Origin of the sequence: Microbacterium sp. SORGH_AS_1204, assembly GCF_030818935.1 — a bacterium.
GTDB lineage: Bacteria > Actinomycetota > Actinomycetes > Actinomycetales > Microbacteriaceae > Microbacterium.
Map to the genome: position 1 here is coordinate 209,218 of NZ_JAUTBD010000001.1, position 26,138 is coordinate 235,355.

The 26,138-nt window shown below is 70.8% G+C and carries 28 protein-coding genes; 9 read left to right on the top strand and 19 right to left on the bottom strand.

Annotated features, from left to right (window positions below; all coding sequences use genetic code 11):
- Position 1: 1 nt before the first annotated feature.
- From QE410_RS00905 to QE410_RS00940, 8 genes are all read right to left on the bottom strand, one after another.
- The gene (locus QE410_RS00905; RefSeq protein WP_307326782.1) at positions 2–364 is read right to left on the bottom strand and encodes a hypothetical protein; all 363 of its coding nucleotides are present in this window, start codon (positions 362–364) and stop codon (positions 2–4) included.
- Complete coding sequence (gene eccCa, locus QE410_RS00910) at positions 351–4,484, bottom strand: type VII secretion protein EccCa (protein ID WP_307326784.1); 4,134 nt, start codon at positions 4,482–4,484, stop codon at positions 351–353. The genes QE410_RS00905 and eccCa overlap by 14 nt, the downstream gene beginning before the upstream one ends.
- Positions 4,481–5,275, bottom strand: a complete 795-nt coding sequence (locus tag QE410_RS00915) for a hypothetical protein (RefSeq protein ID WP_307326786.1) — start codon at positions 5,273–5,275, stop codon at positions 4,481–4,483. The genes eccCa and QE410_RS00915 overlap by 4 nt, the downstream gene beginning before the upstream one ends.
- The gene (locus tag QE410_RS00920) at positions 5,272–6,621 is read right to left on the bottom strand and encodes an EsaB/YukD family protein (protein ID WP_307326788.1); all 1,350 of its coding nucleotides are present in this window, start codon (positions 6,619–6,621) and stop codon (positions 5,272–5,274) included. Before QE410_RS00920 ends, QE410_RS00915 begins: the two co-directional genes overlap by 4 nt.
- Positions 6,618–6,875, bottom strand: a complete 258-nt coding sequence (locus QE410_RS00925; protein ID WP_307326790.1) for a hypothetical protein — start codon at positions 6,873–6,875, stop codon at positions 6,618–6,620. The genes QE410_RS00920 and QE410_RS00925 overlap by 4 nt, the downstream gene beginning before the upstream one ends.
- A 55-nt stretch (positions 6,876–6,930) precedes the next feature.
- Positions 6,931–8,004 carry a DUF6177 family protein gene (locus QE410_RS00930; RefSeq protein WP_307326792.1) on the bottom strand — a complete coding sequence of 358 codons (1,074 nt, stop codon included), beginning with the start codon at positions 8,002–8,004 and terminating at the stop codon, positions 6,931–6,933.
- Positions 8,001–8,777 (bottom strand): FHA domain-containing protein, encoded by a 777-nt coding sequence (locus QE410_RS00935; RefSeq protein ID WP_307326794.1) that lies wholly within the window; start codon positions 8,775–8,777, stop codon positions 8,001–8,003. The genes QE410_RS00930 and QE410_RS00935 overlap by 4 nt, the downstream gene beginning before the upstream one ends.
- Before the next feature lie 103 nt (positions 8,778–8,880).
- Positions 8,881–9,345 carry a hypothetical protein gene (locus QE410_RS00940; protein ID WP_307326796.1) on the bottom strand — a complete coding sequence of 155 codons (465 nt, stop codon included), beginning with the start codon at positions 9,343–9,345 and terminating at the stop codon, positions 8,881–8,883.
- 107 nt (positions 9,346–9,452) lie between these two features.
- Here QE410_RS00940 and QE410_RS00945 point away from each other — a divergent pair, with 107 nt between their 5' ends.
- Positions 9,453–9,887: a hypothetical protein gene (locus QE410_RS00945; RefSeq protein ID WP_307326798.1), complete on the top strand. Its 435-nt coding sequence runs from the start codon at positions 9,453–9,455 to the stop codon at positions 9,885–9,887.
- Here QE410_RS00945 and QE410_RS00950 read toward each other — a convergent pair.
- Positions 9,884–10,165, bottom strand: coding sequence for a YrhB domain-containing protein (locus QE410_RS00950; RefSeq protein ID WP_307326800.1), 282 nt, complete (start codon positions 10,163–10,165; stop codon positions 9,884–9,886). The genes QE410_RS00945 and QE410_RS00950 overlap by 4 nt on opposite strands.
- 35 nt (positions 10,166–10,200) lie before the next feature.
- On the opposite strand from QE410_RS00950, the gene QE410_RS00955 reads away from it, so the two are divergent.
- Entirely contained in the window at positions 10,201–10,452 is a 252-nt protein-coding gene (locus tag QE410_RS00955; protein WP_307326802.1) for a hypothetical protein, read from the top strand.
- A gap of 33 nt (positions 10,453–10,485) precedes the next feature.
- Here the strand turns inward: QE410_RS00955 and QE410_RS00960 are convergent, their stop codons facing one another.
- The 8 genes from QE410_RS00960 to QE410_RS00995 form a co-directional block, all read right to left on the bottom strand.
- Positions 10,486–11,100 carry a hypothetical protein gene (locus QE410_RS00960; RefSeq protein ID WP_307326804.1) on the bottom strand — a complete coding sequence of 205 codons (615 nt, stop codon included), beginning with the start codon at positions 11,098–11,100 and terminating at the stop codon, positions 10,486–10,488.
- Positions 11,084–14,365: a hypothetical protein gene (locus QE410_RS00965; protein WP_307326806.1), complete on the bottom strand. Its 3,282-nt coding sequence runs from the start codon at positions 14,363–14,365 to the stop codon at positions 11,084–11,086. Before QE410_RS00965 ends, QE410_RS00960 begins: the two co-directional genes overlap by 17 nt.
- The gene (locus QE410_RS00970) at positions 14,365–14,709 is read right to left on the bottom strand and encodes a DUF6507 family protein (protein WP_307326808.1); all 345 of its coding nucleotides are present in this window, start codon (positions 14,707–14,709) and stop codon (positions 14,365–14,367) included. The genes QE410_RS00965 and QE410_RS00970 overlap by 1 nt, the downstream gene beginning before the upstream one ends.
- 104 nt (positions 14,710–14,813) lie before the next feature.
- On the bottom strand, positions 14,814–15,125 hold the full coding sequence (locus QE410_RS00975) for a pore-forming ESAT-6 family protein (protein ID WP_058231677.1): 312 nt from the start codon (positions 15,123–15,125) through the stop codon (positions 14,814–14,816).
- A gap of 14 nt (positions 15,126–15,139) precedes the next feature.
- Positions 15,140–15,460, bottom strand: coding sequence for a hypothetical protein (locus tag QE410_RS00980; RefSeq protein ID WP_307326811.1), 321 nt, complete (start codon positions 15,458–15,460; stop codon positions 15,140–15,142).
- A 132-nt stretch (positions 15,461–15,592) separates the two neighbouring features.
- Positions 15,593–16,165, bottom strand: coding sequence for an HhH-GPD-type base excision DNA repair protein (locus QE410_RS00985; protein WP_307326814.1), 573 nt, complete (start codon positions 16,163–16,165; stop codon positions 15,593–15,595).
- A 116-nt stretch (positions 16,166–16,281) separates the two neighbouring features.
- Positions 16,282–16,563 (bottom strand): hypothetical protein, encoded by a 282-nt coding sequence (locus QE410_RS00990; protein ID WP_307326816.1) that lies wholly within the window; start codon positions 16,561–16,563, stop codon positions 16,282–16,284.
- 548 nt (positions 16,564–17,111) lie between these two features.
- Positions 17,112–18,449, bottom strand: coding sequence for a glutamyl-tRNA reductase (locus QE410_RS00995; protein WP_307326818.1), 1,338 nt, complete (start codon positions 18,447–18,449; stop codon positions 17,112–17,114).
- A gap of 100 nt (positions 18,450–18,549) precedes the next feature.
- Between QE410_RS00995 and hemE the strand changes: the two genes are divergently transcribed.
- From hemE to QE410_RS01020, 5 genes are all read left to right on the top strand, one after another.
- Positions 18,550–19,650 carry a uroporphyrinogen decarboxylase gene (hemE, locus tag QE410_RS01000; RefSeq protein ID WP_307326820.1) on the top strand — a complete coding sequence of 367 codons (1,101 nt, stop codon included), beginning with the start codon at positions 18,550–18,552 and terminating at the stop codon, positions 19,648–19,650.
- The gene (hemG, locus tag QE410_RS01005) at positions 19,643–21,148 is read left to right on the top strand and encodes a protoporphyrinogen oxidase (RefSeq protein WP_307326822.1); all 1,506 of its coding nucleotides are present in this window, start codon (positions 19,643–19,645) and stop codon (positions 21,146–21,148) included. Before hemE ends, hemG begins: the two co-directional genes overlap by 8 nt.
- Positions 21,149–21,259: 111 nt before the next feature.
- Entirely contained in the window at positions 21,260–21,661 is a 402-nt protein-coding gene (locus QE410_RS01010; RefSeq protein ID WP_307326824.1) for a hypothetical protein, read from the top strand.
- Positions 21,662–21,666: 5 nt separating this feature from the next.
- Positions 21,667–22,077, top strand: a complete 411-nt coding sequence (locus QE410_RS01015; protein WP_307326826.1) for a phage holin family protein — start codon at positions 21,667–21,669, stop codon at positions 22,075–22,077.
- Positions 22,067–22,345: a hypothetical protein gene (locus QE410_RS01020; protein WP_307326828.1), complete on the top strand. Its 279-nt coding sequence runs from the start codon at positions 22,067–22,069 to the stop codon at positions 22,343–22,345. Before QE410_RS01015 ends, QE410_RS01020 begins: the two co-directional genes overlap by 11 nt.
- 85 nt (positions 22,346–22,430) lie before the next feature.
- Here the strand turns inward: QE410_RS01020 and QE410_RS01025 are convergent, their stop codons facing one another.
- The gene (locus QE410_RS01025; protein WP_307326829.1) at positions 22,431–23,507 is read right to left on the bottom strand and encodes an Ldh family oxidoreductase; all 1,077 of its coding nucleotides are present in this window, start codon (positions 23,505–23,507) and stop codon (positions 22,431–22,433) included.
- A gap of 73 nt (positions 23,508–23,580) precedes the next feature.
- On the opposite strand from QE410_RS01025, the gene QE410_RS01030 reads away from it, so the two are divergent.
- A complete protein-coding gene (locus QE410_RS01030; RefSeq protein ID WP_307326832.1) occupies positions 23,581–23,889 on the top strand; it encodes a putative quinol monooxygenase in 309 nt (102 codons plus the stop codon).
- On the opposite strand, the gene QE410_RS01035 is transcribed toward QE410_RS01030, so the two are convergent.
- Entirely contained in the window at positions 23,886–24,587 is a 702-nt protein-coding gene (locus QE410_RS01035) for a GntR family transcriptional regulator (protein WP_307326834.1), read from the bottom strand. The genes QE410_RS01030 and QE410_RS01035 overlap by 4 nt on opposite strands.
- A 93-nt stretch (positions 24,588–24,680) precedes the next feature.
- On the opposite strand from QE410_RS01035, the gene QE410_RS01040 reads away from it, so the two are divergent.
- Positions 24,681–26,114: a CitMHS family transporter gene (locus QE410_RS01040; RefSeq protein ID WP_307326836.1), complete on the top strand. Its 1,434-nt coding sequence runs from the start codon at positions 24,681–24,683 to the stop codon at positions 26,112–26,114.
- The last annotated feature ends 24 nt before the right edge of the window (positions 26,115–26,138 follow it).

Consider the following 26,138-nt stretch of genomic DNA (forward strand, 5'->3'; position numbering starts at 1 on the left):
GTCAGCCCAGGTGCACGGCCGCGCCGCCTCGCGCGTCGGCCGCCGCCTCGATCAGCCGGACGCCGATCACGCCCTCCGGCTCCCAGGTCGTGAAGCAGTCGCAGGCCCACCGGGCGTCGGATGCCACCTCGACGGTGCCGTAGACGCGGGCGATTTCCGCCGGTGTGGGGACGAGCCGGGGGCGCAGCACCGTGAGCACCACCCGGTCGAGCATCACGACCTGGGCAGCGGCGCCGTCGTCGAGAGGGCGGACCTCGATCGGTGTGGCAGCGAGCTCCTCGGGCGTGAGCACAGCGGACACGGCCTCGGCCAACGCCTCGATGTCGATCGGCTCGCGCGTGAACGCGACGCTACTGCGGGGCACGGTTCCTCCTCCGTCTTGTCAGGGGCGGCTCCTCGCCATCCGCGTCGGCGGCGCGCGCCGGCGCGGTGACGTCCTCGACCTCCTGCGGTTCGACCCGCGCACGCCCGGCGGCGACCGATGACGCCGTGGCATCCCCCAGGCCCACTGCCGCCGGTGCATCCCCCGTCGACGCGAGCCGGTCCGCCGGTGCCTCCGTCTGCGCCTCCGCCTGCGCCTCCGGCGCCTCGCCGGTGACGAAGTTCGCCACCTGCACGAGCGTGGGGCGGTCGCCGCGGCGGGCGAGGCGGCCGCGTCCGGCGATCATCGGCTCGGCGTACAGCTTGGGCAGCAGCGCCCCCTCGGAGCGGTCGCCCGACATGATGAGGGTCGTGCCGCCGGTGTCGCGGATGCCCTGCAGCGCCAGATCGAACATCGCCCGCGACGCGCCGGCGACGGGGCGGCTCACCACGACGTTGAGGCGCAGGTCGCGCGCCGACGCCAGATACGGCAGCAGCGGGCGCAGCGGTTCGGTGCCGCCGGCGGCGAGGATGTCGAAGTCGTCGGCGACGACCAGGATCCGCGGCCCCGCGTCACGGTCGCTCTGCCGCTTCTCGAGCTCGACGGCGATCGACTCCGCCAGCAGCCGCGCCTGACGTCCCGAGGTGGCGTGTCCGCCGAGGTAGGCGTCGGGGATCTCGGATGCCAGGTCACCGCGCGCATCCATGAGGGCGACGACGAGCTCCTCGGGGGAGTGCCGGTCGATCGCGCCCTGCACGATGCCGCGCAGCAGCGTCGTCTTGCCGCAGCGACTGTCGCCGAGCACGAGCAGATGCGGGTCGCGCGTGACGACGTCGAGCGCGACCGGCTGCATGGTGTCTTGGCGGAGGCCGAGGGGGATGGCATCCGGTTCGTCGATCGCATCGGGCAGGTCGGCCGGGTCGAGCACCTCGGGCAGCAGGCGGATGGGGGCCGCGCCCTGGCCGCCCCAGCGGGCCGCGCTCTCGCGGGCGAGCTGTTCGAGGGCCTCGCCGGTGTCGCCGTCGTCGACCTCTTCGAGCAGGGGCAGAGCGATCTGGGCGAAGAGCTTCTGGTCGGTGAGCACGCGGCCCGGTTCGTCGGCGCGCAGGGTCGTGGACAGCTTGCGCGCGATCTGCGAGTCGGCGGGGTCGTTGAGCTTGAGCTCCAGCCGCGTGCCGATGAGTCCCTGCAGGTTCATGCGCAGCTCGTTCCACCGCGAGAGGGCGACGACGACGTGGATGCCGAAGCTGCCGCCGCGTTCGAGCAGCTGACCGAGGGGTGCCTCGAGGTCTTCGAAGTCCTGGCGGAGGGCACCGAGCCCGTCGACGAGCAGCACGACGTCGGCGCTCGGCAGCTCGGGCAGGCGCCCCGCGGCGTGCTGGCGGCGCATGTCGGCGAGGGAGTCGAGCCCGTGGTCGCGGAAGACGCGCTCGCGCACGGCGAGCATGCCGGTGAGCTCTTCGAGCAGACGTGTGAGGCGCTCTCGGTTGCCGCGGGTGGCGACACCGCCGACGTGCGGGAACGGCTCGATGCGGGCGAGTCCGCCGCCGGTGAGGTCCATGCCGTAGATGCTGACCTGGCGCGGCGAGTGGGTGAAGGCCAGCGATGCGGCAAGGGTGCGCAGGAACATCGAGCGGCCCGACTGCGGGGCGCCCGTGATCGAGACGTGACCGCCCGAGCGGGTCAGATCGAGCAACCAGGGACCTTGGGCCTGGGTCGACGGGTCGTCGAGCAGTCCCATCGGCGCGAGCAGGGTTCCGGCGCCGTCGGCCTGCGGCAGCACTCCGCCGAGGGTGAGCACGGGCGGCAGCGGCGGCAGCCACACCGGGCGGGTGCGGGTGATCCCGCGCGCGAGCTGCGAGGTCGCCGCCTGCACGAGCGTGCGCCCGGTGGTCGGGGTCTCGGGTTCGGTGCTGTCGAGGTGCTCCTCGTCGGGCGTCTCCTCGGGCAGGTCGTACGCGGGAAGCGGCAGCACGGGCGGCGCGTCGTCGTGGCGCGGGCCCGACTCGACGGGGTCGGGCACGGGACCCGAGACGTACCCGGCACGGAAGCGCGTGTAGACCGACGTGTCGACCTTGAGGTATCCGAAGCCGGGGATTGCGGGCAGGTGGAACGCGTCGGGGGTGTCGAGCACGACCGCCGACTCCGACTCCGAGAACGTGCGCAGGCCGATGCGATACGACAGGTAGGTGTCGAGACCGCGCAGGCGTCCGGCTTCGATGCGCTGGCTCGACAGCAGCAGGTGCACGCCGATCGAGCGGCCGATGCGCCCGATCGTCAGCAGCAGCTCGACGAAGTCGGGTTCGGCGGTGAGCAGTTCGCCGAACTCGTCGATGACGAGGAACAGATGCGGCAGGGCGGGCAGCTCCGGGCGGTCGCGCCGCATCTGCCGGTAGTGACCGATGGATGCCGCGTTGCCGGCATCCTTCAACAGGCGCTGCCGGCGTACGACCTCGCCCTGGATGCTCGCGCGGGCCCGCTCGGTGAGCTGAGGGTCGTCGGCGAGGTTGTCGATGATGCCGGCGACGTGGGGCAGCCGGGCGAAGGGGGCGAAAGCCGCGCCGCCCTTGTAGTCGACGAGGATCATGCTGAGGTCGTCGGGGGCGTGCGTCAGAGCGAGACCGAGGATGAGCGTGCGCAGCAGCTCGCTCTTGCCCGAGCCGGTGGCACCGATGCAGATGCCGTGCGGGCCCATTCCCAGCTGCGCCGACTCCTTCAGGTCGAGCAGCACCGGTGCGCCGCGGTCGTCGACCCCGATGGGCACGCGCAAGAACTCGGCGGCGCTGCGGGTGCGCCACGCGGCCGTCGTGTCGATGCCGTCGACGTCGGCGACGCCGAGAAGTTGCGTGACGTCGGGGGCGAGCGCGGTGCCGGTGTCTTCCGCCGACGTGCGGCGCAGGCGCAGGCCCGCCAGGGGGCGCGCGACGATCTCGAGCGCGGCGGGAGTGAACGCGTCGATTCGGATTCCGCTGACCGCGGCCTCGCCCGAGCCCGGTGTCTCGACGGTGGCGACGCCGCCCTCGACGGTGACGCGCACGGCGACGGTCGTCGGCTCCTTGAGTCGGTCGTCGACGAGGTGCACGACCGTCACGCCGAGCGCGGCGAGGTCGAGCGCGGCATCCAGCCGGGGAACGGCGGATGCCGCTTCGCCGGCCTCGTCGACGAAGATCACCAGACGACCGGGCTTCGTCCGCCGGCCCGCGCGTCGGGAGGCGGCCGCCGTGGCGACGCGGTCGCGCAGTTCGTCGCGCAGCAGAGACAGCAGCTCGGGGAGGCTCGGCGCGATGCGACGCGCGGCGACGGCACCGGTGGGCGGCGTCTCGCCCGCGACGTGCGGCAGCAGGTCGAACCCCCGCCAGTCGCTCCGCTGGCCGGGGGCGATGGCGGCGGCGACGTGCACGTCGTCGGGGGAGTGGAACGCGGCGATCTGCGCGGCGAGGGCGCGGGCCACGCGGAGCGTGTCGCTGCGGGCACCGACGAGCGACACCTGCCCGCCCCGCTCGAGGTCGACCGTCGCCGGCATCCCCTGCGAGACACCGGCCAGGCGCACCATGCGTTCGGCGGACTCGCGCATGACCGGGTCGAAGGGCTGCACCGGGTTCTGCTCGGGAGGTAGGGCGACGTCGACGGCGCGCAGGTCGCCGGTGCCGATGCGCACGCGTAGGAAGTCGGCGTCGCCGGGGCGACGCTCCCATCGCCGGGCGGGGTCGGCCGCGATCTCGACGAGCGTGCCGGGCGCGGGGTGGAGGGCCAGCGCCGCGCTGCGCTGCGCGTCGGCGGTGCGGCGCACGTCTTCGCGCGTCTCTTCGAGGTAGTCGAGGTAGCGCTCGCGCTGCACGCGGCGTTGGCGCGCGGCGTTGCCGCGCTGGGTGAGCGCCATGCCGACACCGCCGACGAGGGCGACCACGAGGATCACCGCACCGACCACGACCATGATCGGGTTGTTGCGCAGCAGCACGATCATCGTGATCGACGACAGGCTGCCGACGATCGGCAGCAGTGACTGCAGGGGGAAGCCGGTGCTGCCCTCGCCGATGGGCGGAGGCGGGGCGAGGATGACGTCGCCGGCCGGTTCGACGGGCTCGCTGATGCGTGCCGGGCGGTGCACGATGCGGACGGTCATGCGGCCCTCCCGGTGGCTCCCACGACAGCGGCGGCCAGGCGCACGACCGCGAGATGCGTCGTCGAGCGGCGTGCGCGGCCGCCGGCCGCGAGACCCGCATCGAACGGGATCGGCATGACGTCGTGGTCGGCGCCGACGGCGAAGGCCCGCGCCACCCCGTCGCCGTCGCGGGCGTGATCGACCAGCGCGAGCACGACCGACGGCGCTTCGGGCAGGCCGCGCACGGCGTCGACGACCGAGCGGGCGTGCTCCGCCTGGGCGCGGCGGTTGTCGCTGACGAGGCAGACGACATCGCACAGCGCCGCGCACGCGGCGAGGTCGACGACGGGATGCCGCGCCCCGAAGTCGGTGACGGCGACATCGAAGAACCGCGCGATGGGAGCCGCCTCGCCCAGCCACGCGCCGACGGCGTCGTCGGTGTCGCGCGGGCGGAGCACAACGATCCCGTCGCGCTCGTCGAGTCCGCTCAGCGCCTCGGTGGTGGTGCGCGCGGCAGCGCGCGTCTCGTCGGGGGCGACCGGCCGCGCACCGAGACGCTCGGCGAGACCCGCGGCCCCGGACGACACGTCGACCGCGAGCACCGGCTCGCTGCGTCTCGCCGCGATCGCCCGGGTGAGCTGGTGGGCGACGGTGCTGGTGCCGGCGCCGGACGTCAACGACACCACCCCGACGCGGCGCGTCGTCGACAGACCCCCGCGGATCGCGGCATCCCACTCCGTCAGGCGCACGCGGCCGTTCGCTCCGCTGCCGAACACCGCGGTCGACACCGCGCGCAGGTCGAGCACGCTCACGAGCGGCCGCCGAACATGCCGAGCAGGTCGGCGTAGACGCCCAGGGCCCCCACGAGCAGCGGCACGAGCGACACCACCGCCAGAGTCTCCACGACGTTGCCGAGCCCGCGCAGCCGCGCCCGCACGTGCGGGCGGGGACGCACCAGCACCATCGTCGCGATCAGCGCGGCCAGCACGACGGCCGCACCCGCGCCGATCCAGCCGAGTCCGCCCGACAGCAGCACGGACAGCCCGGCCGCGGCGATCGCACCCGCCGCGGTCCACAGCAGCCAGCCCTGCCACCGCAGGGGGAACGCGCGGGTGCGCAGGGCCGCGACGAGGAAGAACGCCAGTGCCAGCAGCTCGGTCCAGACGGTTCCCGAGAACGCCAGCACGACCCCGGCGACCCCCAGAACGGATGCCACGGCCCCCACGCTCCACGTGAGCGCCGCGTACGCCTCGTCGATGGCGGCGAACGCACGGGGCCGCGCGGGCGGGGCGCCGTCGGCGGCGCGCTGGTCGAGGTCGGTCAGTCCCGCAGCCGACAGGGCGATCCAGGGCAGCGGGCCGGTGGCGAATGCGGCGATGACGCCGGCGACGGCCGCGGCGGACACGGCATCCACCCCGCCGAGGACGAGTCCGAGCAGCAGTGACGCCAGCACGGCACCGAGGGCTCCCCCGGAGGCGGCGCCGCGACGGCGGTGTGCGACCCCTGCGCCGAGGAGGGCGACGGTGAAGCCCGTGGCGAGCGCCGAGGCGAAGCCGCCGACGACGGGGGCTGCGCCGACGAAGCCATGGGCGGTGAGGGCGGCCGTGGTCGCCGTTCCCACCGGGAGGGCCAGGCCCGCCGCCGCGGCCGACACGCACGTCGACAGGCGACGCAATCCGCCGAGGCCGAGGCCCGTGGCGACGGCCGCGAGCACGACCGAGGCGGCCAGCAGGGCGAACGCAGCCCCCGTCGGCGACGACCACGGCGAGAGCCAGCCGGCGACGGCGAACGCGGTGGCGATGCCCGCTCCGCCCGCGACGGTGCGCGCCCGCTCGTCCCACCGGTCGGGACGCGCGTCGTGCGCGTCGGCGGCGGCGTCTGTCACGTCGATCACGACGGGAGGCGGCGGCGCGGCATCCAACCGTACGAGGCGCACCAGGGTTCCGTCGGCGAGGTCGAGTTGCTGCGGCGTCAGCGCGATGTCGACCTGTTCACCGTCGGGGGCGATGACGGCGAGCGGACGCTCGACGGTTCCGGCGGTCTCTCCGAGCAGGTCGAGCAGGCGCGGCAGGGCGGCACCGACAGGCTCGCCGCTCGGCACCACGACCTCGGCGCGACGCTCGGAACCTGCGACGGTCAAGCGGGTGTAGATGCTCACGGGGTGACGGCTCCGGTCGGGGTCTGGATCGAGGTGCTCGTCTGCGCGCGCTCGGTGAGCAGCTGCGAGACGAACGACACGCCCACACAGGCGGCGCACGCGATCGCGGCCACGACGATCGAGCCCATCAGGCGCTTCATGTGGTCGTTGACGGTGCGACGCTCGCCGATGTGACCGTGGATCAGGGCGGCGCCGAGGCGCATGCGCTGGATCTTGGCCTGCTCGATGAGCACCGTGTCGCGCTGGTCGGGCATCAGCGGGCTCCTTCCTGTGTGGGCACGCGAAGGCCGACGCCGACGATCGCGGGCATCAGCGGGCTCCCCGCGGCGGGACGAGCTGCGAGCGCACATGCGGGGCGACGTCGAGCAGGTCGGCCAGGCGCGCCGGATCCAGCGTCGCGAGCACGTCGTTCAGACTGGTCCACCCGCCGCCGTCGACGGAGCCGAGCGGAAGCAGGACGCCCGGAAGCCTCGGGCTGCCGACGATCGTGCCGCCCACGTCGCCGATCCATCGCTTCGCATCGATGCCCAGGGCCCGCACGCCCGCCGGGCCGATCAGCAGCGCGAGCGGCTCGGGGTGAGGTGCCGCCGTCGCGCGTCGCGCGAGGTCGGGGGCGCCGATCGCGGCGAAGGCCACGCCGATGAGCGGGAGCCCCACGGTCGCCGCCCGGGCGAGGAGCTCCCGCGCCTCAGCGGTCGCCGCCGTGCCGGCGTCGCGTCCCACGCCCGGAACCGCCGCCCACACCCGCGTGGTCTCTTCGAGCCCCTCGCTCGTGCGGGCGGCCTGCACGGTCGCGACGACCGCGCGCTCGCCGCCGCCGACGGCGACCCAGTGACTGTCGAGCGGGATCCGGCGTCGGGAGCGCTCGGTGAGATCGTCGCGGTTCCACGGCGCGAGCAGCGGCTCGACGGCGCCCCACGCGGCGGGTTCGGCGTCGGTGAACAGAGCGATCGCCGCCTCGGCGACCCCGCCCAGGCGCACCGGACGGGTCACCCGGTGGCGCGTCGACACCGTCGCGACGACCTGCAGAGCGGATGCCAGCTGAGCCCGCACGAAGAAGGGGTGCACGCTCTCGGGCGTCGGGGCAGCGGCGGTGAGCGCCTCGGCCGGAGCGGAAAGTCGCACACCGGTGCGGGCGTCGTAGAAGCCGTCGTCGCGCGTGCGCACGACCCAGTGCCCCTGCACCGCCGACAGCACCTGGGCGAGCGGCTGAGTCATGCGCGAATGCTCGCCCGAGACGACGATCGGGCGCAGCCCCTGGCTGGCGGTCTTGTGCAGCCAGTCGCTCATCGCCGTGGTGAGCGCGATCACGGGGACGCGCGTCTCGGTACCGGCCCAGCCGGGGCCGGCGGCGTCGAGAAGGGGGTGGTCGACGGTGGTCATGCGGCATCCCGAACGGTCAGGGTGCGGTCACCGATCTCGAGGACGACACCGGTGGGCACGGGGGTGCGTTGGTGGGGGAGGAGGGGGGTTGCGGCACCATCGCCGCGGACGAACACCCCGTTCGTCGAGCCCAGGTCGATCACCCAGACCTGCCGGCCGTCCCACTCGAGGCGCACGTGCGACTTCGACAGCGTGCGCGACATGTCGGCCCAGCGGTACACCTCGGCGGGCGCGTCGGCCGGCGCCGAGGGCGCACGCCCCAGGATCAGCGCGGTGTCGAGCGTGAGGCGCTCACCGGAGTCGAGCAGCAGCGTCGGCACCACGCCGCGACGACCGCGACCGGGCGTGCTGCCGCTGGGCGTGGCATCCGGAAACGCGAACGCGGCGATCGCCGGAGCGAAGGGGTCGCGCCCGCGCCGCAGGTCGAACATGGCGAGCTTGCCGGATGCCAGGGCCCAGAGGGCCGCGCTGCCCGCGGCGACCCCGGTCTCACGGTGGACGATCCTCGCGTCGACCGTCGATGCGCCGAGGGTTCGCCCGGTGCGGCCGAGCAGCCACACGGCGCCGGCGAGGAGCCCGACCCCGACGACGATGAGGAACCATCCCGCTGCCGGCGGTCCGGTCGCGATGAGGACGATCCCGGCGGTCAGAAGAGCCACGGGCATGACCACGTCGAGGGCTACGGCGCCGACGACCTTGCCCGGGCGGGCACGCTCGGAGGAGACGAAGGGGTCCACGTCAGCAAGGCGTGGGGTCTCCTGCACGTTCGTCATCGGCGCCTCCTCAGCCTTCCACCCTATGCGGGTCATGGCGCCGATGCCGAGCCGGTGCACCCATTGCGTGGATAACTCGTCGCGCGGAAGAATGAGCCGCTCATCAGCACGTATCCTGCCCGTCGTCGGCGGAGGCGGGGATGAGCGTCGTCACGGTCTGGCGGTAGCCGTCGAGGGCGTCGAGCGCGACGACGAACGAGACTCCGCCATTGCCGCCGCGATCGTCGTGTACCTCCGCGCCGGGCAGCGTGATGAGCGTGCTCCACTCCGGGCTGCTGTAGGTGTACAGAACGGCGAGGTGTCCGCCCTGGGAACGGGGGAGGGGAGCGTAGGCGTGGACCATGTTGTGGGTCCAGGTCGAGACGAGCGGGATCCAGTGGTCCTCGTAGAGCGCCTCCGAGTCGACCCTCTCGGCGCGCAGAATGGCGTCGAAAGGCACCCTGCGGTATCCGATGCCCTCGTGGTCGTAGAGGAACACCTCGGACGGCGATTTGCCCACCTCGATGCGCCGCGTCGGTACGAACCATCCTTCGACCGTCTGCACCCACGTTCCGGTGCTGCGGATCACGTCACCCACGTCACTCGTCCCCAACCTCGCCCGGGCGGTCGACGGGCATGTTCCGCGTGCTTCGGACCGGGTGGGGCGGAGGGACGTGTCGCGGCGAAGATGGATGTGTGGATGACGACGAGATCCTGGAGATGTGGGCACATCGAGCGGGCTTTCCGAGCCGTCTCGCGGCGAGTGACGTTGCACGGGGATGGTGGAACCCGGAGACCGCTTTCGCGGTCCGTCGCGCTGCTGACTCCACCTGGCAGGTCGACATCGAGAACCGCGGCGCGCGAACGATCGAGGCGGTCTTCGCGAGGGAGGCCGACGCGGATCGATTTCTTCTCATGCGGTTCGGGGTGCTGTGGCGTCTCGAACGGGGATTCGACGACTGCTTCCCACTCTCCCCCGCCGAGGGCGTTGATCTGGAGGCGAGCGGCTCGGGGTACGCCGTTCGCGCGGGAACGGGGAGCGCGGAGATTCTGTCCGAACGACAGGCCACCCGTTTCAGCCACGTCGCGGGCGAGTCCCTCGCCGCCGTCAGTGCGCGCCTCATGACCTAGGTCCTGCGCCTCAAGCGGTCCATCTGCTTGTCGACGGGCTCAGCGCTCGACAACGTGAACACGGCGCCGCCATCCTTCGCAACGACGTACGGCCCGTTGCCCGTAAGCGCGTGAAAGACGTCTCCGTGAGCGGCGAACGCCTCCGACTGATAGCCCAGAACCCACCACGAGCCGTAGTCGAGCGTCTCACCGACCAGGACGCAACGGGGCATGCCGTGCTCCTCGGCCCTACGGAGCGTTTCGCGAACGATCTCACGCGCACCAGCCTCGTCGATCATCTTCAACCTCGCTTCGTGATGGTGGGAAGCGATCTGTGAGTCATCGCGGCGTGTACGCGACTCCTCTTCACATCCCCGCGGGATTCTTCTCGCGCGAATGCTCGGAAGACATCGCCGAGCACGGCGAACGCATCGGACTGATAGCCCTGCACCCACCACGAGCCGTCGTGGAGCGACTCCCCCACGAGCACGCATCACACCCCGCCGTCGTCTTCGGAGTGTCGGAGGGCCTGACGCGCGAGCTCGCGGGCTGCGTCCGCGTCGATCATCTCGACCTCGATTCGTGACGGTCCGATCAGTCCGGACAAGAGGCGATTCGCTTATCGGGGCGCCGCCGTCGACCTGAAGGGAACGTACTCTCGTGCGCGCACCATCTCCTCGAACTCTGCCGCCTCCGTGGCCGTTACCTCTTCGAGGTCGGATTCCAGGGAGAACGCGAAGAAGGTGTGGATCTGTCGACGAGTGTCGGGTCGCCACTCGTCGACATCCTTGAGGACCTCGTCGACGATCACTCCGTCTCTCGTCCGTCGTCTGTAGAGCGCGATCGGAATGGGAGTCGCGCCCTCACCGCCATATCTCACGAAATAGCGAGGGGCGTCCTGGCCGGATTCGATCCCCAACCATCGGAGGCGGAAGAACCAGCGAGAAGCGAGAGCATCGATCGCAGCGGACGACAGGGCTGGTCGTGATGCTGCCAGTCGTCTCTTGTAGGCGGTGGCACCTCCGTCGGAATGAGTGCCGAGATCCGAGATCGTCAGATCGTCGGACGCCGCGACCGCATCGTGGACACGGGCGAGCAGAGCGTTCGCGTCGACCGAGTTGGTCCTCGCGAGGTCGGCGACCGCACTCTCGTCCGAGAGGGGCATCTTCGCTGCAGGCCAGCCCAGGAATGCCATCACTGCCGCGGACAGGAGCGAGTCATCGTTCGTAGACATGGAGTGGCCTTCCCGTGTGCGCATCGATGACGGTGATCCTCGTCACTGCTTCATTTTCGATCAGGCGGGGCAATTCGTACATGTTCCAGACGGAACCCGGCCGGACGTCGCCGACGTATGCGAACACGTGTCCGCGCGCGTTCTCCGCGATGGCGGAGGACACCGCACGCCATGTCTCCGTCGTCGACGGCAACGACCAGTCGGACGGCATGGCATCCGCCAAGTCCTGACGCTCGAGCATCTGCTCGAGCGTGGACCGCTCGTGGGACGACGCTACGACACGAGCGCCGTCCATGGATGACACGAAGTCTTCGCCGACAGCGACTCGGCCCGACCAGAAGACTGCCGAGTCCGAGGCCGAGGACGGCTGGAACTTCTGGATGATCGAGTCGTCGACGAGTGAATCGTCCAACGGGGTTCGTGAGACGTCGGATGGGAAAGCCTCAGACGGCACGTGAGCGGCGACGTCGACGAACCCGGTGCCCGGTGTGATGTTCGGCCAGCTGACGGCGTCGGCCCCGGTCGGGCGCGGTACTGCGGCGAAGCGCTCGTTCATCGCGGACTCGAGCTGGGTGCGCGTGGCGTCGTCGGTGCCGGGAAGCCGGGCGGCCTCGTACTCCACGTGTGAGTCCATCTTCGCGGCGAAGCTGGCGTCGGTGTGGAACTGCACCTCGATCTTCCGGTTTCCTACCGGATCGAACCACGTGCTGTTGATGCCCTGGTACCCGTCCGCGCCCCACGAGTTCTTGAGCTTTCCGTAGGGAACGAGACCTTCGGACTGTAGGTCGTCGAGCATGCGGGGCACGGCCGAGCCATAGCTGCCGTCCGGAACGACGACCGTGTAGCGGACGCTGTCCTTGACCGACCCGAGGACCTTCTCCATCGGCACGCCGGGAGCCGTGTCCGCGAGCTCAGTTGCCACCTTGCGATAAAGCGACTCGTCGCCCTTGAGTCGGTACTCCAGCCCCTCCAACCTGGCCTCGGGGAACGCGGAACGCAGACCCTCCATGATGCCCGTCAGCCGCGGCTCGGCTGCCCGGGATCCGCTGAGGTAGTCGTCGATGAACGCCTTCTGGTCGGAGGTGAGCGTGAGGCTGGGATCTTCCGAACTCCGCCACGCGGCATCGATCCCATCCTGAGACGGCACGGTGCCATCGGCGTGGCCGCTCCGGCTGAGATCGCCATCCTCCGACGTCACGGCTCCATCCGTGTCGGTGTCATCCCCGTGGTGCACATCGTGCGACTCGCCCGCGTGGTGGGCGTTCGTCGCACCTTCGTCGCCGCGACCCGCGTTCGGGTCGTTGTCGCCGCGGCCTGCATCCGCGCCGTCGTCGCCGCGGCCTGCGTCTGCGTCGTTGTCGCCGCGTCCGCCGGTCGCGTCGTCACCGCCTCGGCCTGCGCCGCCGTTCGCGGCGTCCGAACCGCCGTGACCGCCGGTGTGGTCGCTCCCGCCGCCTGTTCCCGTCGAGGGCTCGCGCACGACTGTCGACTCACCCGCGCCACCGGTCTCGGTGCGGACGGGGGCGTCCTCGACGATCGAATTCACCGCACCCGAGCCGGCCTCGCCACGGACGCCACCGGCGGTGACGAGCTCGGGCTCGCGCACGGGCGCCGGGATGGTGGCATCCACTCCGCCGTCGGTGCCGACGGGAACGTCGGTGCGGACCGGCACGTCGGTGTGGACCGGCACGTCGGTGCGGGCCGGTACGTCGCCGCCGCGGACACCGTCGAACGAACCGGCGGGCATCTCGATGCGGCCCGAGGGGATCTCGGCGGTCGGCGGGAACTCGAAGACCGGCACGCCGTCGTCGATGCGCGCCGTGACGGTGCTCAGGTCGACCCCGGCATCGTCGAGCGCGTTCAGCGCCGAGGTCGCGTCGTCGGTGACGAACGGCATGTCGGGCGTGTTGAGGTGAAAGCCGTCGGCGGCGTCGGAACCGAAGCGGCCGATGAGACCGTCGAGGCTGTGCAGTCCCGCTCCGCCCAGACGCATGGCGCCGTTCATCGCGAGCGCGGCAGGGTCGACGAAGTCGACGACCTTGGCCATCTTCGACACGACGGATGCCGCGGTCGACGCCGTCTTCACCCCGGCCACGGCCGCACCGCCCACGGGAATCAGGGCGGTGCCGACGTTGAAGACCGATTCGCCGAGCGCGGTGCCGGGGTCGTCCTGCCATTTGTCCCAGGCGATGAGCGCTTTGCCGGTATTGATCGCCGCTTCGTCGGCCTTCGCTTTGAAGTCGCGCACCTCCTGCGGCAGGAAACCGTCCATACCCATCGACTGCATGAGCGCGTCGGACTGGAAGATCGGAGCGAGGATGCCGGTGTTCGCCGCGCCCGCGAACAGCAGCATGCCGAGATTGCCCCAGGCAGCTCCGTACGCGTCGGTCGAGAAGAAGTCGCCCGTCGCCGGGTTGTAGCCGAGCACGAGCGTTCCGAGTCCTTCGACCGTGCCCCAGATGCCGCCGACGACGATTCCCTCCCAGAGGAAGTCCTTGAAGACGAATTTGGCGGTCGCCTCGCCGCACCCCTCGGTGCGCTCGACTTCGGCGCCCCACGGCATGTCGGTGCCCTCGGGGATTTCAGCGATGCCGTAGCCCAGCGCGTCGTTCTCGGACTCGGCCGCGTGCAGTGGGGCTGCGCCGTACAGGGCGCGGATGCGATTCGCGCAGGCGCGCTCGGCCTCCCACAGCTTGACCTGCTGCGCGTTCACCGCGGCGAGCAGCTCGTTGTTGCGGTCGACGTGCTCCTGCGACTCGTGCCACTCCTTCGTGACGGTGCGGTATTTGTCGGGCTCGGCGGGCGCCGATGTCGTCGTCGAGCCGCCCCACGATCCCTGGTACGTCGGCATGGCGGTCGCGCCGCCGTAGGGCGACTGCGCGGCCGTCCACGCCGGGTTGATCTCGCGGACCTGCACGCCACCCGCGATGGAATCGGTGAAGGCCTTTGCCTCGATGCGCAGCGAGTCGAGCTCGGCCTTGATGGGGCGCACGTCGGCGGCGAACGCGATGAGCGCGGCCGACACCTCGGACAGGTTGTCGCCGACCTGGGTCGCCTGCGAACTGACGGGGGCCATGAGGCCGAGCAGTGTGGGGGATTCCGGTGCCTCGTATACGCCGGCCATGCCCTGCCATGTGAGGTTCACGTTCGAGCCGTGCTCGGACACCTGACCCGAGATGGCGCCGATCGTGAGGGCGTTCTCTTCGATCGCATCCGGCTGGATGGCGGCGCCGGGAATCTTCTCGTGATCGATGGGGGTCGGCATCACATCACTCCGTGGGGGAGGTCGGGCGGGTAGACAGCGGCGACCGCGGCTGCCTGCGCGTTGGCGGCCATGTCCATGTCGCCGGTGACGTACGCCTCTGTCGCGGTGACGACGCCGTTCGCGGCGGCACCGATGCGCGTGCTCATGCCCTGGATGCGCGGGCCCTCCTCCTGCTGGAAATACGCCTGCACCGCCTCGGAGATCGCACCCGACTGCGTGGCCGTCACCGCGCCCTCGAGCGCGGGCGTCAACGAGTTCAGGGCCGCGCCGAGCGCCTCGGCGTCGACATTGACCTCCTGCAGCACGGCTACGACTCCCGACGGCTGAATGCGCCACCCTGTCATCGCGCGGTCCCCTTCGCTTGATTTCTGCACCCGCGTCGCTCACCCCGGACGCGGCGCACCTGTGATGCCGGGCGCACGAGGCGCCCGGCATCACGCGGAATAGGTCAACCGATCGACTCCACCGCCGCGCGAGCCTTGCTCAGCGCGGTCTGGGCCGACTCGTCGTTGCGCTCGAGCGACGAACGCAGCGTCTGGATGATGCCGCGCACCTCGGCGGCGGCGTTCTTCCAGCGCAGCTCCTTGCCGCGGTAGTCCTCGGACACCCCGTCGGCGGAGTAATCGGCCATCGCGGCCTGCACATCGCGGTCACGCTGGTCGATCAGCGTCTCCAGGAGCGACGCGACGCGGTTGAAGTTGTCTTGGGCGTTCTGCGACGCCGCGATCGAGTAGTCGCGACGATCTCCCTGGTTCACCATGGGTCAGTCCTCTCTCAACGGGCGCCGAAACGCGCGGCGTCGAACGATGATCCGGCTTCGAGGCTGGTGGTCTGATCCACCATCGACGACTCGCCCTCTTGGAACGAGCGGTCCATGCCCGAGATGCCGCCGAGAACGCCGTCCAGTGCGAGCTTCAGCTCGGACGAGATCGCGTCGGTACGCGACTTGAACCGGTCGAACGCGGCTCGACCCGCGCCCTGAAACTGTCCCTCGAGCGGCTCGGCCGCCTCGAACAGCTGGCGCACCAGCAGAGACAATTCATCACTCGACCCCGAGGTGGCCTTTGTCAGCACACCCAGAGTGTCGGAACCCATTGCGAACTTCACGAGAGCCCACCCTTCGATCGCGAATACCGTGCAACGAACTCGAAAACTTTAACCAGGGCTCACGGGCGAAGAAAGCCAGATGAGAGAACTCTCCTTTTTCTCCCGCCGGGGGAGGAGGGGTCAATCAACCGCCTTCGCGGCGGCCTTCGCGGCCCTCTTGTGCTCGCGCACCTTACTCAGGGACTCCGGGCTGACGATGTCGGCGACGGAACGGAACGAGCCGTCCTCGCCGTACGGGGCCGAGGCCTCGCGCCACCCGGCGCCGGTGAATCCGCGCTGCTTCCCGAGGAGCGCGAGGAAGATCTTCGCCTTCTGCTCGCCGAAGCCCGGCAGGGCTTTCAGACGCTTCAGGACGGTTGCGCCGTCGGGATCATCGCGGGTCCAGATGTTCGCGGCATCCCCTCCCCAGTCCTGTTCGACCGCTGCGCACAGGGACTGCACGCGCTTGGCCATGGAGCCCGGGAAGCGGTGTACCGCGGGCGACTGCGCGAACGCGGCGGAGAAGTCATCGGGGTCGACGTGCGCGATCGTCGCGGCATCCATCGCTCCGGTGCGCTCCTGGATCTTCAGGGGCCCGGCGAACGCCGTCTCCATCGCGACCTGCTGGTCGAGCAGCATGCCGATCAGCAGGGCGAGCGGGTTGCTCGACAGCAACTCGTCGGCGGCGGGGTCGTCGGTGATGCGCAGGCTCATGCCTCTATTGTCGTCCCAGGGCTCCGGGGGAGCGCTGCGCGTGCGGCCGGGAGCGCGTCCTTCTGCGAAGTGCCGTCTCGTCGAGCGGGCAGCGCCGAACGGTCGGCGGGGCACCGTCAGTCGCGCTCGGCGATCCACTTCGCGGCGAAGGGCACGGCATCCATCGTCGCGATGTCGCGGGTGATCTCGTTCAGCTGGTCGGTGAAGGCGTCGACGTCGCCCGGAGGCAGCCGTTTCACCAGCGATCCATCTGTTCGGCGGATCACGACCTCGCTCACCGAGGGCGCGTCGCGGCCGGCGTCGAGAAGGCCCATCACGACGGTGGCCACCCAGCGCAGACCGTTTCGAGCACGGTCTTCGCCCGCGACGGTGTACACCTCGGATGCCGGAGTGGTCATGGCACCCATCCTGCCCGAGCCGCCCGCCACCTCGCGGACGAGAGGTGATTCGGGGAGGGGAGGGCGGATGCCGCGTCGGCGGTCCTCCCGCTCGCGCGTTTTCCTCCGCTTCCTCAGCTCCCCCGGCTTGCAACTGGGCCGGACGCGGGAGGTGAGCCGGCGAGGCGAAGTGATTCGCGGAAGGGATAGGGGACGCTTGCGACACAGCCCGAGCCCGGGTCGCCTCGCCGCACCGACAGTGCGCCGGTGCTGGATGGAGGACCGGGGGCGAAGGGAGGGCGGATGCCGCGAGCTCGGTCCTCCGCTCGTCCCAAGTCCTCCGCTCGGCACGGGCCACGTCGCGCCGCGGCACGTCAGGGAGCGGCACTCGCGGCACGTCGCGGCGGCGGCGACAGCCCCAGGCCCGGACGAGCGCGTCGCGGCCGGTGATGGAGGGAGGAGTTGGGGCGAAGGGAGGGGGATGCCGCGAGATCGGTCCTCCGCTGGTCCCTGGTCCTCCGCTCGTCACCGTACGGGCGGCGGCACCGCCCCGTGAGGAACCGGGAGCCTCAGCCGGCGTCGGCGATGGCGCGCTGGTCGAGCGCGGCGGGAGCGGCCGCGGGGTCGGTGACCTCGATGCCGAACAGGGCCGACAGCGCGTCGATGTACTCGTCGGCGCGGCCCGTTTCGGCGAGCTCGTGCGCCCGCGTCGTCGGGGTGTGCAGCAGTACTCCGACCAGGTGGCGCAGGGCCTGCTCGGTCTGGCCGCCCTCGTCACCGCGGGCGCGCACGCGCGCCACCTCGGCGTCGAGCACCCCGAAGACGTGGGCGCGCAGGGCGACCACGGCGGGCGTGATGTTCTTGCGCTCGCCGACCGAGGTGAAGCGGCGGGCGGCGTCGCGCACGAGATCGCGCGCCGCATCCGTCGCCTGCAGCTCTTCGAGCGGGGCGTGGAGGCGGATGGTCTCGAGGTCGAGCAGGTCGACGCCCGCGACGGTGGCGACGTCGGGGTCGACGTTGCGGGGCAGGCCCAGGTCGATCACGAGGCGGCGCGCCGTGTGGTCGACCGGGCACGCGCCCGACGTGACCGCCGTCTCGTACGCCCCGCGGCCCGCGGTGAACGTCGCGGCGCTCAGCACGTAGTGCTCGGCGGTGGTGCATGTGATCACGAGGTCGGCGTGGGCGACGGCGGAGGGGAAGGTCTCGGCCGAGACCGCGCGGAGGCCGTGCTTGAGCGCGAACTTCGCGGCGCGGCCCGACGGGGAGTGCACCGAGATGTCTTCGGCGCCCTGATCGCGCAGGGCGGCGACCGTGGCGGCGGCGTAGGCGCCGGTGCCCACCAGCAGCACGCGCTGCGTCGACCAATCGGCGATGCGGCTGTCGGCGAGCTCGAGGCCCAGGCGCACGAGCGAGCGGCCGGCGCGACCAATGGCCGTGGAGTTCTTCACGCCGCGCTGCGCCTCGGAGGCCCGCTGGAACAGCCGCTCCAGCTCGGCCGAGGTGGTACCGAGCTTGCGCGACTCGGTCAGTGCGCGACGCACCTGCCCCGCGATCTCGCCCTCACCCACGACGACGGACTCCAAACCGGATGCCACCGAGAACAGGTGTTCGGCGACCTCGTTGCCGCCGAGGACGGTGTAGCCGCCCTCGAGTTCGCTGGCGGGAACGCCGGTGGCGGCCTCGATCGCGGCGAGCGTCGCCTCGATGCCGAGGGCGACGGCGGCGGTGACCGGCTCGTCCATGTCGACGTAGGCCTCGAAGCGGTTGCACGTCGCGACGACGACGGCTCCCTGCACGCACTCGTCGTGCGCGGCGATGAGCGGGGCGACGGGGGTGCTGGGTACGCTCAACCGCTCCAGGAGCTCGAAGGGCGCGGTCTTGTGACTCGCGCTGACGCACAACAACACATTCATATTCTACGCCCGGCTTTCGCGAGGTATTCCGGGCGGCCTTTCGACGTCAAGGCATCCCCTCTGCTCATCGGAAGCGAATGGGAGGATGGATGTCATGGCCTCCCTCGACGCTCCCCTTCTTCGTGCCCTCCGGGGCGACCGCCCCGAGCGGCAGCCGGTGTGGTTCATGCGGCAGGCGGGGCGCTCGCTGCCGGAGTACCGGGAGCTCCGCGTGGGCACGCGCATGCTCGACGCCTGCCTGACCCCCGACCTCGCGGCCGAGATCACGCTGCAGCCGATCCGTCGTCACGACGTGGATGCCGCCATCTTCTTCAGCGACATCGTCGTGCCGCTGCGCTTGGCCGGTGTCGACGTGGTCATCGAGCCCGGCCGCGGCCCGGTCTTCGCCGATCCCGTCCGCACGGCCGACGATGTGGCGCGCATCACCGCGATCGACCCCGCCGACGTGGCCGCGGCCGCCGAGCCCGTCCGCGAGGCCGCCCGCCGCGTGGTCGCCGAGCTGAGCGACTCGGTGCCCCTCATCGGCTTCGCCGGCGCGCCGTTCACGCTCGCCGCGTACCTCGTCGAGGGCGGACCAAGTAAGGAGCATCTGCGCGCTCGGGGCATGATGCACGCCGACCCGACGTCGTGGCATCGCCTGGCCGGCTGGCTCGCGAAGGTGTCGCGCGCGTTCCTCGACGCGCAGATCGACGGCGGGGCGCAGGCCGTTCAGCTGTTCGACTCGTGGGCCGGGTCGCTTTCTCCGGCCACCTTCCGCGAGTTCATCGCGCCGCACTCGCACGAAGCGCTCGAGGGCATCGAGGTGCCCCGCATCCACTTCGGCGTCGGCACGGGCGCGTTCCTCGACGACATGCGCCTCGGCGGTCTCGCCGATGCGGTGGGTGTCGACTGGCGGATGCCGCTCGACGAGGCCGCGGCCCTCGTCGGCCCCGACGTGACGCTGCAGGGCAACATCGACCCCGCGCTGCTCGGCGCTCCCTGGCCCGTGCTCGAAGCCCACGTCGACGACGTGCTCGCGCGCGGCCGCGCGGCGCGCGCCCACATCCTCAACCTCGGTCACGGCGTGCCGCCCGACACCGACCCCGACGTGCTGACCCGCATCGTCGCGCATGCGCACGGGCGTGACCCGGCCCCTCGCGCCGACGCTCTCGCCGCCGGCGACGACACGGTCGGCGGGGCACGCACGCATGAGTGAGGCGCTCGAGCGGCTGGTGCAGCGCGCGCACGAGACGCGCGTCATCGTCGTCGGCGGCGGGATCGCCGGACTCGTCGCCGCCCGCGAGTGCGCCAAGGTCGGACTGCAGGTCACCGTGCTCGAGGCCTCCGACGTGTTCGGCGGGGTCCTGCGCACCGCCGAGGTGGGCGGACTCACGCTCGACGTGGGTGCCGAGAGCTACGCCACCCGCGGCGGCGTCGTGCGGAAACTGCTCGCCGAGGTCGGCCTCACCGACAGCATCGTGTCGCCGAATCCTGCGGGGGCCTGGGTCGCCGGTGTACCCAAAGTGGGTGCGGCGCCGCTGCCGAAGGGCGGAGTGCTCGGCATCCCCGACAACCCCTTCGCTCCCGACGTGCGGCGCATCATCGGCTGGTCGGGCGCGTGGCGGGCGTACGTCGACCGGGTGCGGCCCCCGCTCACCATCGGCCACGCGCACAGCCTCGGCAAGCTCGTGCGCTCGCGCCTGGGCGCGCGCGTCCTCGACCGCCTCGTCGCCCCCGTCACCAGCGGCGTCTATTCCGCACGCCCCGACGACATCGACGTCGACCTCGCCGCCCCCGGCCTGAACGCCGCGCTCACCCGCACCGGCTCGCTCACGGGCGCCGTCGCCGAGCTCCGCGCACAGCGGGCGGGAGCGCGGCCCGCCGATGCCCCGGCATCCGATGTGCCGGTCGCCTCCGGCTCGGCGAAGGCCCCGGCCCCGGGCGGTGCCGTCGAGGGTCTCGCGGGCGGGATGTCGCGCCTGGTCGATGCGCTCGTCGCGGGCCTCCGCGACAGCGGCGTCGATCTCCGCACCGGAGTCGGCGCCGAGAGCCTCACCCGCACCGATGTCGGGTGGTCCGTCGCGACCTCGGTCGACGACGCGCCGCTCGCCGCCCGCGCCGTGATCGTGGCCCTCCCCGAGGGGCCGGCGCGCGCGCTCCTGGCCCCGGTGGTCGCCGGACTCGAGGCGGGCGAGCCGGTCGCCCCGGTCGTCGAGGTGGTGACCCTGGTGGTGAACGCCCCCGTGCTCGACCGCGCCCCGCGGGGAACCGGCGTGCTGACGGTGCCCGGCAGCCACACCGCCAAGGCCCTCACCCATTCGAGCGCGAAGTGGGACTGGGTTCGGGATGCCACCGAGCCCGGCATCCATGTCGTGCGCGTCTCGTTCGGCGCGCAGGGCGAAGAGCCCGCGACCGCCGCCCTCGACGACGACGGTGCGGCACGCCTCGCCCTGGCGGAGGCCGCCGCACTCCTGGGCGTCGAGCTGCCGGCATCCGCCCTCGTCGCCTCCCACCGCTCGCGTTACGTGCAGTCGCAGCCGGCCGCCACCATCGGACGCGCCGCCGTCACCGCCGCCGCACGCGGTGCGGTGCGCGCCGTGCCCGGCCTCGGCGCGACGGGCGCGTGGATCGCCGGGACGGGGTTGGCCCAGGTGATCCCCGACGCGCGCGACGAGGCCGATCGCGTGCGCAGCGCCGCGCTCTGGCAGAGCTGAGCACCGTCGCGATCGACCATGCGCGCGCCGGTGTCAAGGGTGGATGCCGGAGACGGCATACATGACTACTGTGAGATTCGACCAGCACTCGATCGAGCGTGAGGAGACCCCATGAGGGGCAAAGCAGCACTCGTCGTCGGACTCGTGGCGGGCTACGTGCTCGGAGCACGCGCCGGCCGCCAGCGGTACGAGCAGATCAAGGAGCAGGCCGACAAGGTCTGGAGCCAGCCCGCCGTCCAGGGACAGGTCGAGAAGGTGAAGGCGCTCGGCGTCTCCGCCCTCACGTCCGTCCCCGGTGTGGTGTGGAAGGGCGCCAAGTCGGTCACAGGCGCAGCGTCCGGCTCGGGCACCGTCCAGGAGCGCGCCGAGCGCGCCGGACGCGCGGCGAAGCGGTCGGCCCACGAGGTCGCCGACGTCGTGGAGGATTCCGTCGACGACGCCAAGCGGGCCCAGAAGACGGCCACCGCGCGGGCCAAGGCGGCCCAGAGCGGCTCCGACGCGTCGGGAAGCTGACGCGCATGACCACTCCTCGCGGATTCCGCGACCGTTCCGACGACAGCATCTTCGAGCTGATCGGCGACATTCCCGAACTCGTGCGCAACCTCGTCGTCGCCGAGATCAACGGCGCCAAGGCCTGGGCGCAGCGCACCGCGAAAGATGCCGGGATCGGTGCCGGCTGGTTCGTCGGCGCTCTTGTGGTGCTCTTCTGGGCCGTGCCGGTGTTCTTCGCCTTCGTCATCGCGGGGCTGTCGTCGTGGTGGCCCGTGTGGCTGTCGGCGCTGGTCGTGTTCGGCGTCATGGTCGTGATCACCGCGATTCTGGCGCTGCTGGGCTACCTGCGGTTCAAGAAGCTGTCGAATGGCGAGAACCCGGGCAAGGCCATCGCCGAAGACGTTCGCATCGTCAAGGAGGCCCGCGATGAGTATTGATCGTCCCGTCCCCGTGCCCCGCACCGCCGTGCCCCTGGGCATCAGCGATCCCGTCGAGTCGGCTCGCGCCGAGCTCAAGGCGGCGTTGGCGGCCATCGAGGTCAAGGCGAACGTGCCCCGCCGCGCGAGCGACGCCGTCGACCGCACCGTGCACGAGGTGCGCGCCAAGGCGCAACGCAACCCCGGTGCCGCCGCCGCGGCCGTGGCGGGTGTCGCGGCCGCCGTCGGCTTCGCCGTGTGGGGGATTGTCCGCGCGTACACGCGCTGAGCATTCGAGAAGCGGTCCGTCTCCGAGGGGGCGGACCGCTTCGTCGTCCCGCCGGCCGGGCCGGGGGTCCGGCCGGCGCCGGAGATCAGGCGATCGGCGACACGTTCTGTTCGAGACCGACGCGTCGAAGGTCCTCGACGGTCTGCTCCGGGAGCAGCAATCCGCCTGCGGCGACGACGGCGGCGGCGGCACGGTCCTCGATTTCGCCGGGGTAGAACACTTCGCTTTGTCCGTGAGCGAGCGGGACGGCCTTCACTTCGTCGACGAGGGTGGCGACACGTTCGTCGTAGGCGGTGACGTCCGTGGCTGTGTCGACGTCGATCGCGATGAACATGTGTCCGGCACCGCTGCGCTTGTCCGGCTCGTAGGGTCCGTGCACCTGTGTCCCCACGGCGCTGCCGGTGAGGGCTCCCGAGAGGACGTCCATCATGAAGGTGATGGCGTAGCCCTTGTGCTCGGCCATCGGGAGGATGACACCGTGGACGGCCTCGGCCGCGTCCGTTGTCCGCGCCCCTTCCTGCGTCAGTGCCCAGTTTTCGGGGATGGGTTCGCCCTTTTGGCGGGCGAGGTAGATCTTCCCGCGTGCCACAGCGGTGTTGGCGATGTCGACCACGACGACCTTGTCGCCGTACGGAGCCGCAATCGACCACGGGTTCGTGCCGAGACGCTTCTCGCGACCGCCCCAGGGCGCCATCGCGGGCGACGCGTTCGTGGTCAGAATGGCAGCGCAACCGTCCGCGGCGGCGCGGCGCGTGAAGTACATCGCCGTGCCGAAGTGGTTGGAGTTGCGCACTCCCACCAGCCCCACGCCGTGCTTCTTCGCCCGGCTGACGGCCTCGATGCGGGCCCGCTCCGTCAGCACCTGTCCGATGCCGTCGTGACCGTCGAGGATGAGCATCGCGCCGGTGTCGACGACGGGGGTCGGGTCGGCGACGGGGCGCATGGCGCCGGTACGCAGTCGTTCGAGGTACCACGGGAGCCGCAGGACGCCGTGGGACTGGTGGCCCCACTCGTCCGCCGCGACGAGGGAGTCTGCGATCAGATCAGCGTCGGTAGGGGGCACCTCGATGCTCTGGAACACGTCGCTGACGAAGGCGCGGAGTTCGGCGGGGTCGACGCGGGAAGCCGTGAGCGTGGGGGGATCTGCAGGCTGAGCAACCATGATCTGCCTTTCTGATATCCGAATAGGTACACCAACAGGTATACACTACGAGCGAAGACATGAGGGGAAGAACATGCACGCGGTGTGGGTCGAGCTGGAAGTGCTGCCGGGCAAGCTCGCGCGGTTCAAGGCGGCGATTGCCGCGAATGCCGAGGCAACGGTACGAGACGAGCCGGGATGCGTGTACTTCGACGTCATCGAACTCGATGCCGAGCGTCAGCGCTACGCGTTCTACGAGGTCTACCGTGATCGCGACGCTTTCACCGTCGAGCACCGCGGCGCCCCGCACTATGCGGCGTGGAAGACGGCGGTCGACGACACGGTGGTGCCGGGCTCGCAGACCATCACGGAGGGGGCGCGCCTTTTCGGCTTCGCGCTCTAAGAGACCAGAACCTCGCCGGAGTCACCGGTGAGAAGCTGCCGGAAGATGGCCTGATCGACGTGATGCAGGTGCGACACCATGGCGGCAGCGGCCGCATCCGGGTCGCCGTCGATGATCGACGTGCACATGCGAATGTGCTCGTTCACGGATTCTTGCAGGCGAGAACGATCGCTGTGAGCGATGTATCGCAACCGTGCGCTGTGCGGGCGCAGATCGGCGATCGCTCGAGCGAGGTAGTCGTTCGGCGTGTGACGGGCGATGATCCGGTCGAACGCCGCCGTTGCGTCGCGGAAGCGTTCGGCGAAGGAGTCATCGTAGGAGGCGCCTCGCAGGGAGACGAAATCGTCGAGAAGGCCGAGGAACTCGTCTCGGAGTGACGCATCGGCCTGGGCCTTGTTCGCGACCGCGCGCACGGCTTCCGGTTCGATCAGCCGGCGGAAGTCGAACAGAGCGCGAGCGCTGCGCAGCGAGATGCGCGAGACGGTCGGAGCGCGTCGCGGCTCCAGATCGATCAGCCCGTCCGCCGCGAGCCGACGGATCGCTTCCCGAACGGGGGTGCGAGAGGCGCCGGTGTAACTGACCAATTCGATCTCGGACAGACTCTGCCCGGGAGAGAGAGTGCCTCGCTCGATGTCGTGACGAAGCTGTGCGTACACCTTCTCGGATTTCCCACGCCACGCGCCTAGTTCTTCAACCATACGCTCAGCATAGTTGTCAGAGGGGTATACCTACGTGTATAACTTCTGGTGGCGGCACTGCGGCCACCCCCAAATCCCGTAGGAGGAGCGACGATGCTCGTTGTACTCGGCTTCGCGATGATCGCGGTCTTCATGACCCTGGTCATGACCAAACGCGCCACGCCCATAGCCACGCTGATCCTGGTGCCCATCATCTTCGGGCTCTTCACCGGGGCAGGCCTGGGCCTCAGCGACATGATCATCGAATCGTTCCTGAAGCTGGCACCCACCGCCGGGTTGCTGTTCTTCGCGACCATGTTCTTCGGCACCATGATCGACGTCGGTCTGTTCGATCCGCTCATCCGGCTGATCCTTCGTTTCGTCGGCGATCACCCCACCCGCCTCGTCGTAGGTACGGCGCTGCTGACCTCGATCGTGTCGCTGGACGGCGACGGATCGACGACGTTCATCATCGTCACGTCCGCATTCCTGCCGATCTACCTGCGCCTCGGCATGAGCCCGGTCATCCTCACCGTGGTGGCAGCCATGTCCAACGGTGTGCTGAACACCGTCCCGTGGGGCGGGTCCACCGCCCGCGCCGCCGCCGCATTGAACGTGTCGCCCATCGACATCTTCGTGCCGATGATCCCCTCCATCGCCGCCGGCGTCGGCGCCGTGCTCGTCTTGGCTTATCTGATGGGTCGCTCCGAGACCAAGCGCCTCGGACGCCTCGAGCTCACCGAATCCCCGGGCTTCCTCCGAAAGGCCGACGTCGTCGGTGAAGAGATCCGCTCGGGCTCGTCGCGCCTGTTCCGCGGCGGCACCGCCCAGGAAGGCGGCACGCCCAAATGGAACTCCTCCGTGGTCGTGACCAACAACTTCGCCGTTCCCGTCGACGATGAGGGCAGGAACATCCTCGACCGGCCCAACGCGCGCCCCAAGCTGATCTGGTTCAACCTCGTGCTGACCCTCGCGGTGATGACCGTGCTCGTCATGGACATCACCGAGCCGGTCGTCATCTTCCTCGTCGCCGCTGCCCTCGCGCTGGTCGTCAACTTCCCCCGCATCCAGGAACAGTCCGCCCAGATCAAGGCGCACGCCTCATCCATCGTCTCCGTCGTCGGCATGGTCTTCGCCGCATCCGTGCTCACCGGCGTCATGAACGGCACCGGCATGGTCGAGGCGATGGCCGGCTGGCTGGTCAGCGTCATCCCCTCGGCGTTGGGACCTTTCATGGCCGTCATCGCCGGCATCCTCAGCATCCCGTTGACGTTCATCATGACCAACGACGCGTTCTACTTCGGCGTCCTGCCGATCCTGGCGGAGACCGCCGGGCACTACGGGATCACCCCCGTCGAAATGGCCCGAGCCTCCCTGGTCGGTCAGGCCCTTCACCAGTCGAGCCCGCTGGTGGCGTCGTTCCTCCTCCTCATCGGGCTCGCCAACGTCAACCTCGGCGAGCACTTCCGCAAGGTGATCTGGCGCGGCGCCATCGTCGCGCTCATCATGCTCGCCGTCGGCGGCTTCATCGCCTATCCCCTCTTCTAAGCCCCGCATCCAGAAAGGCACCAT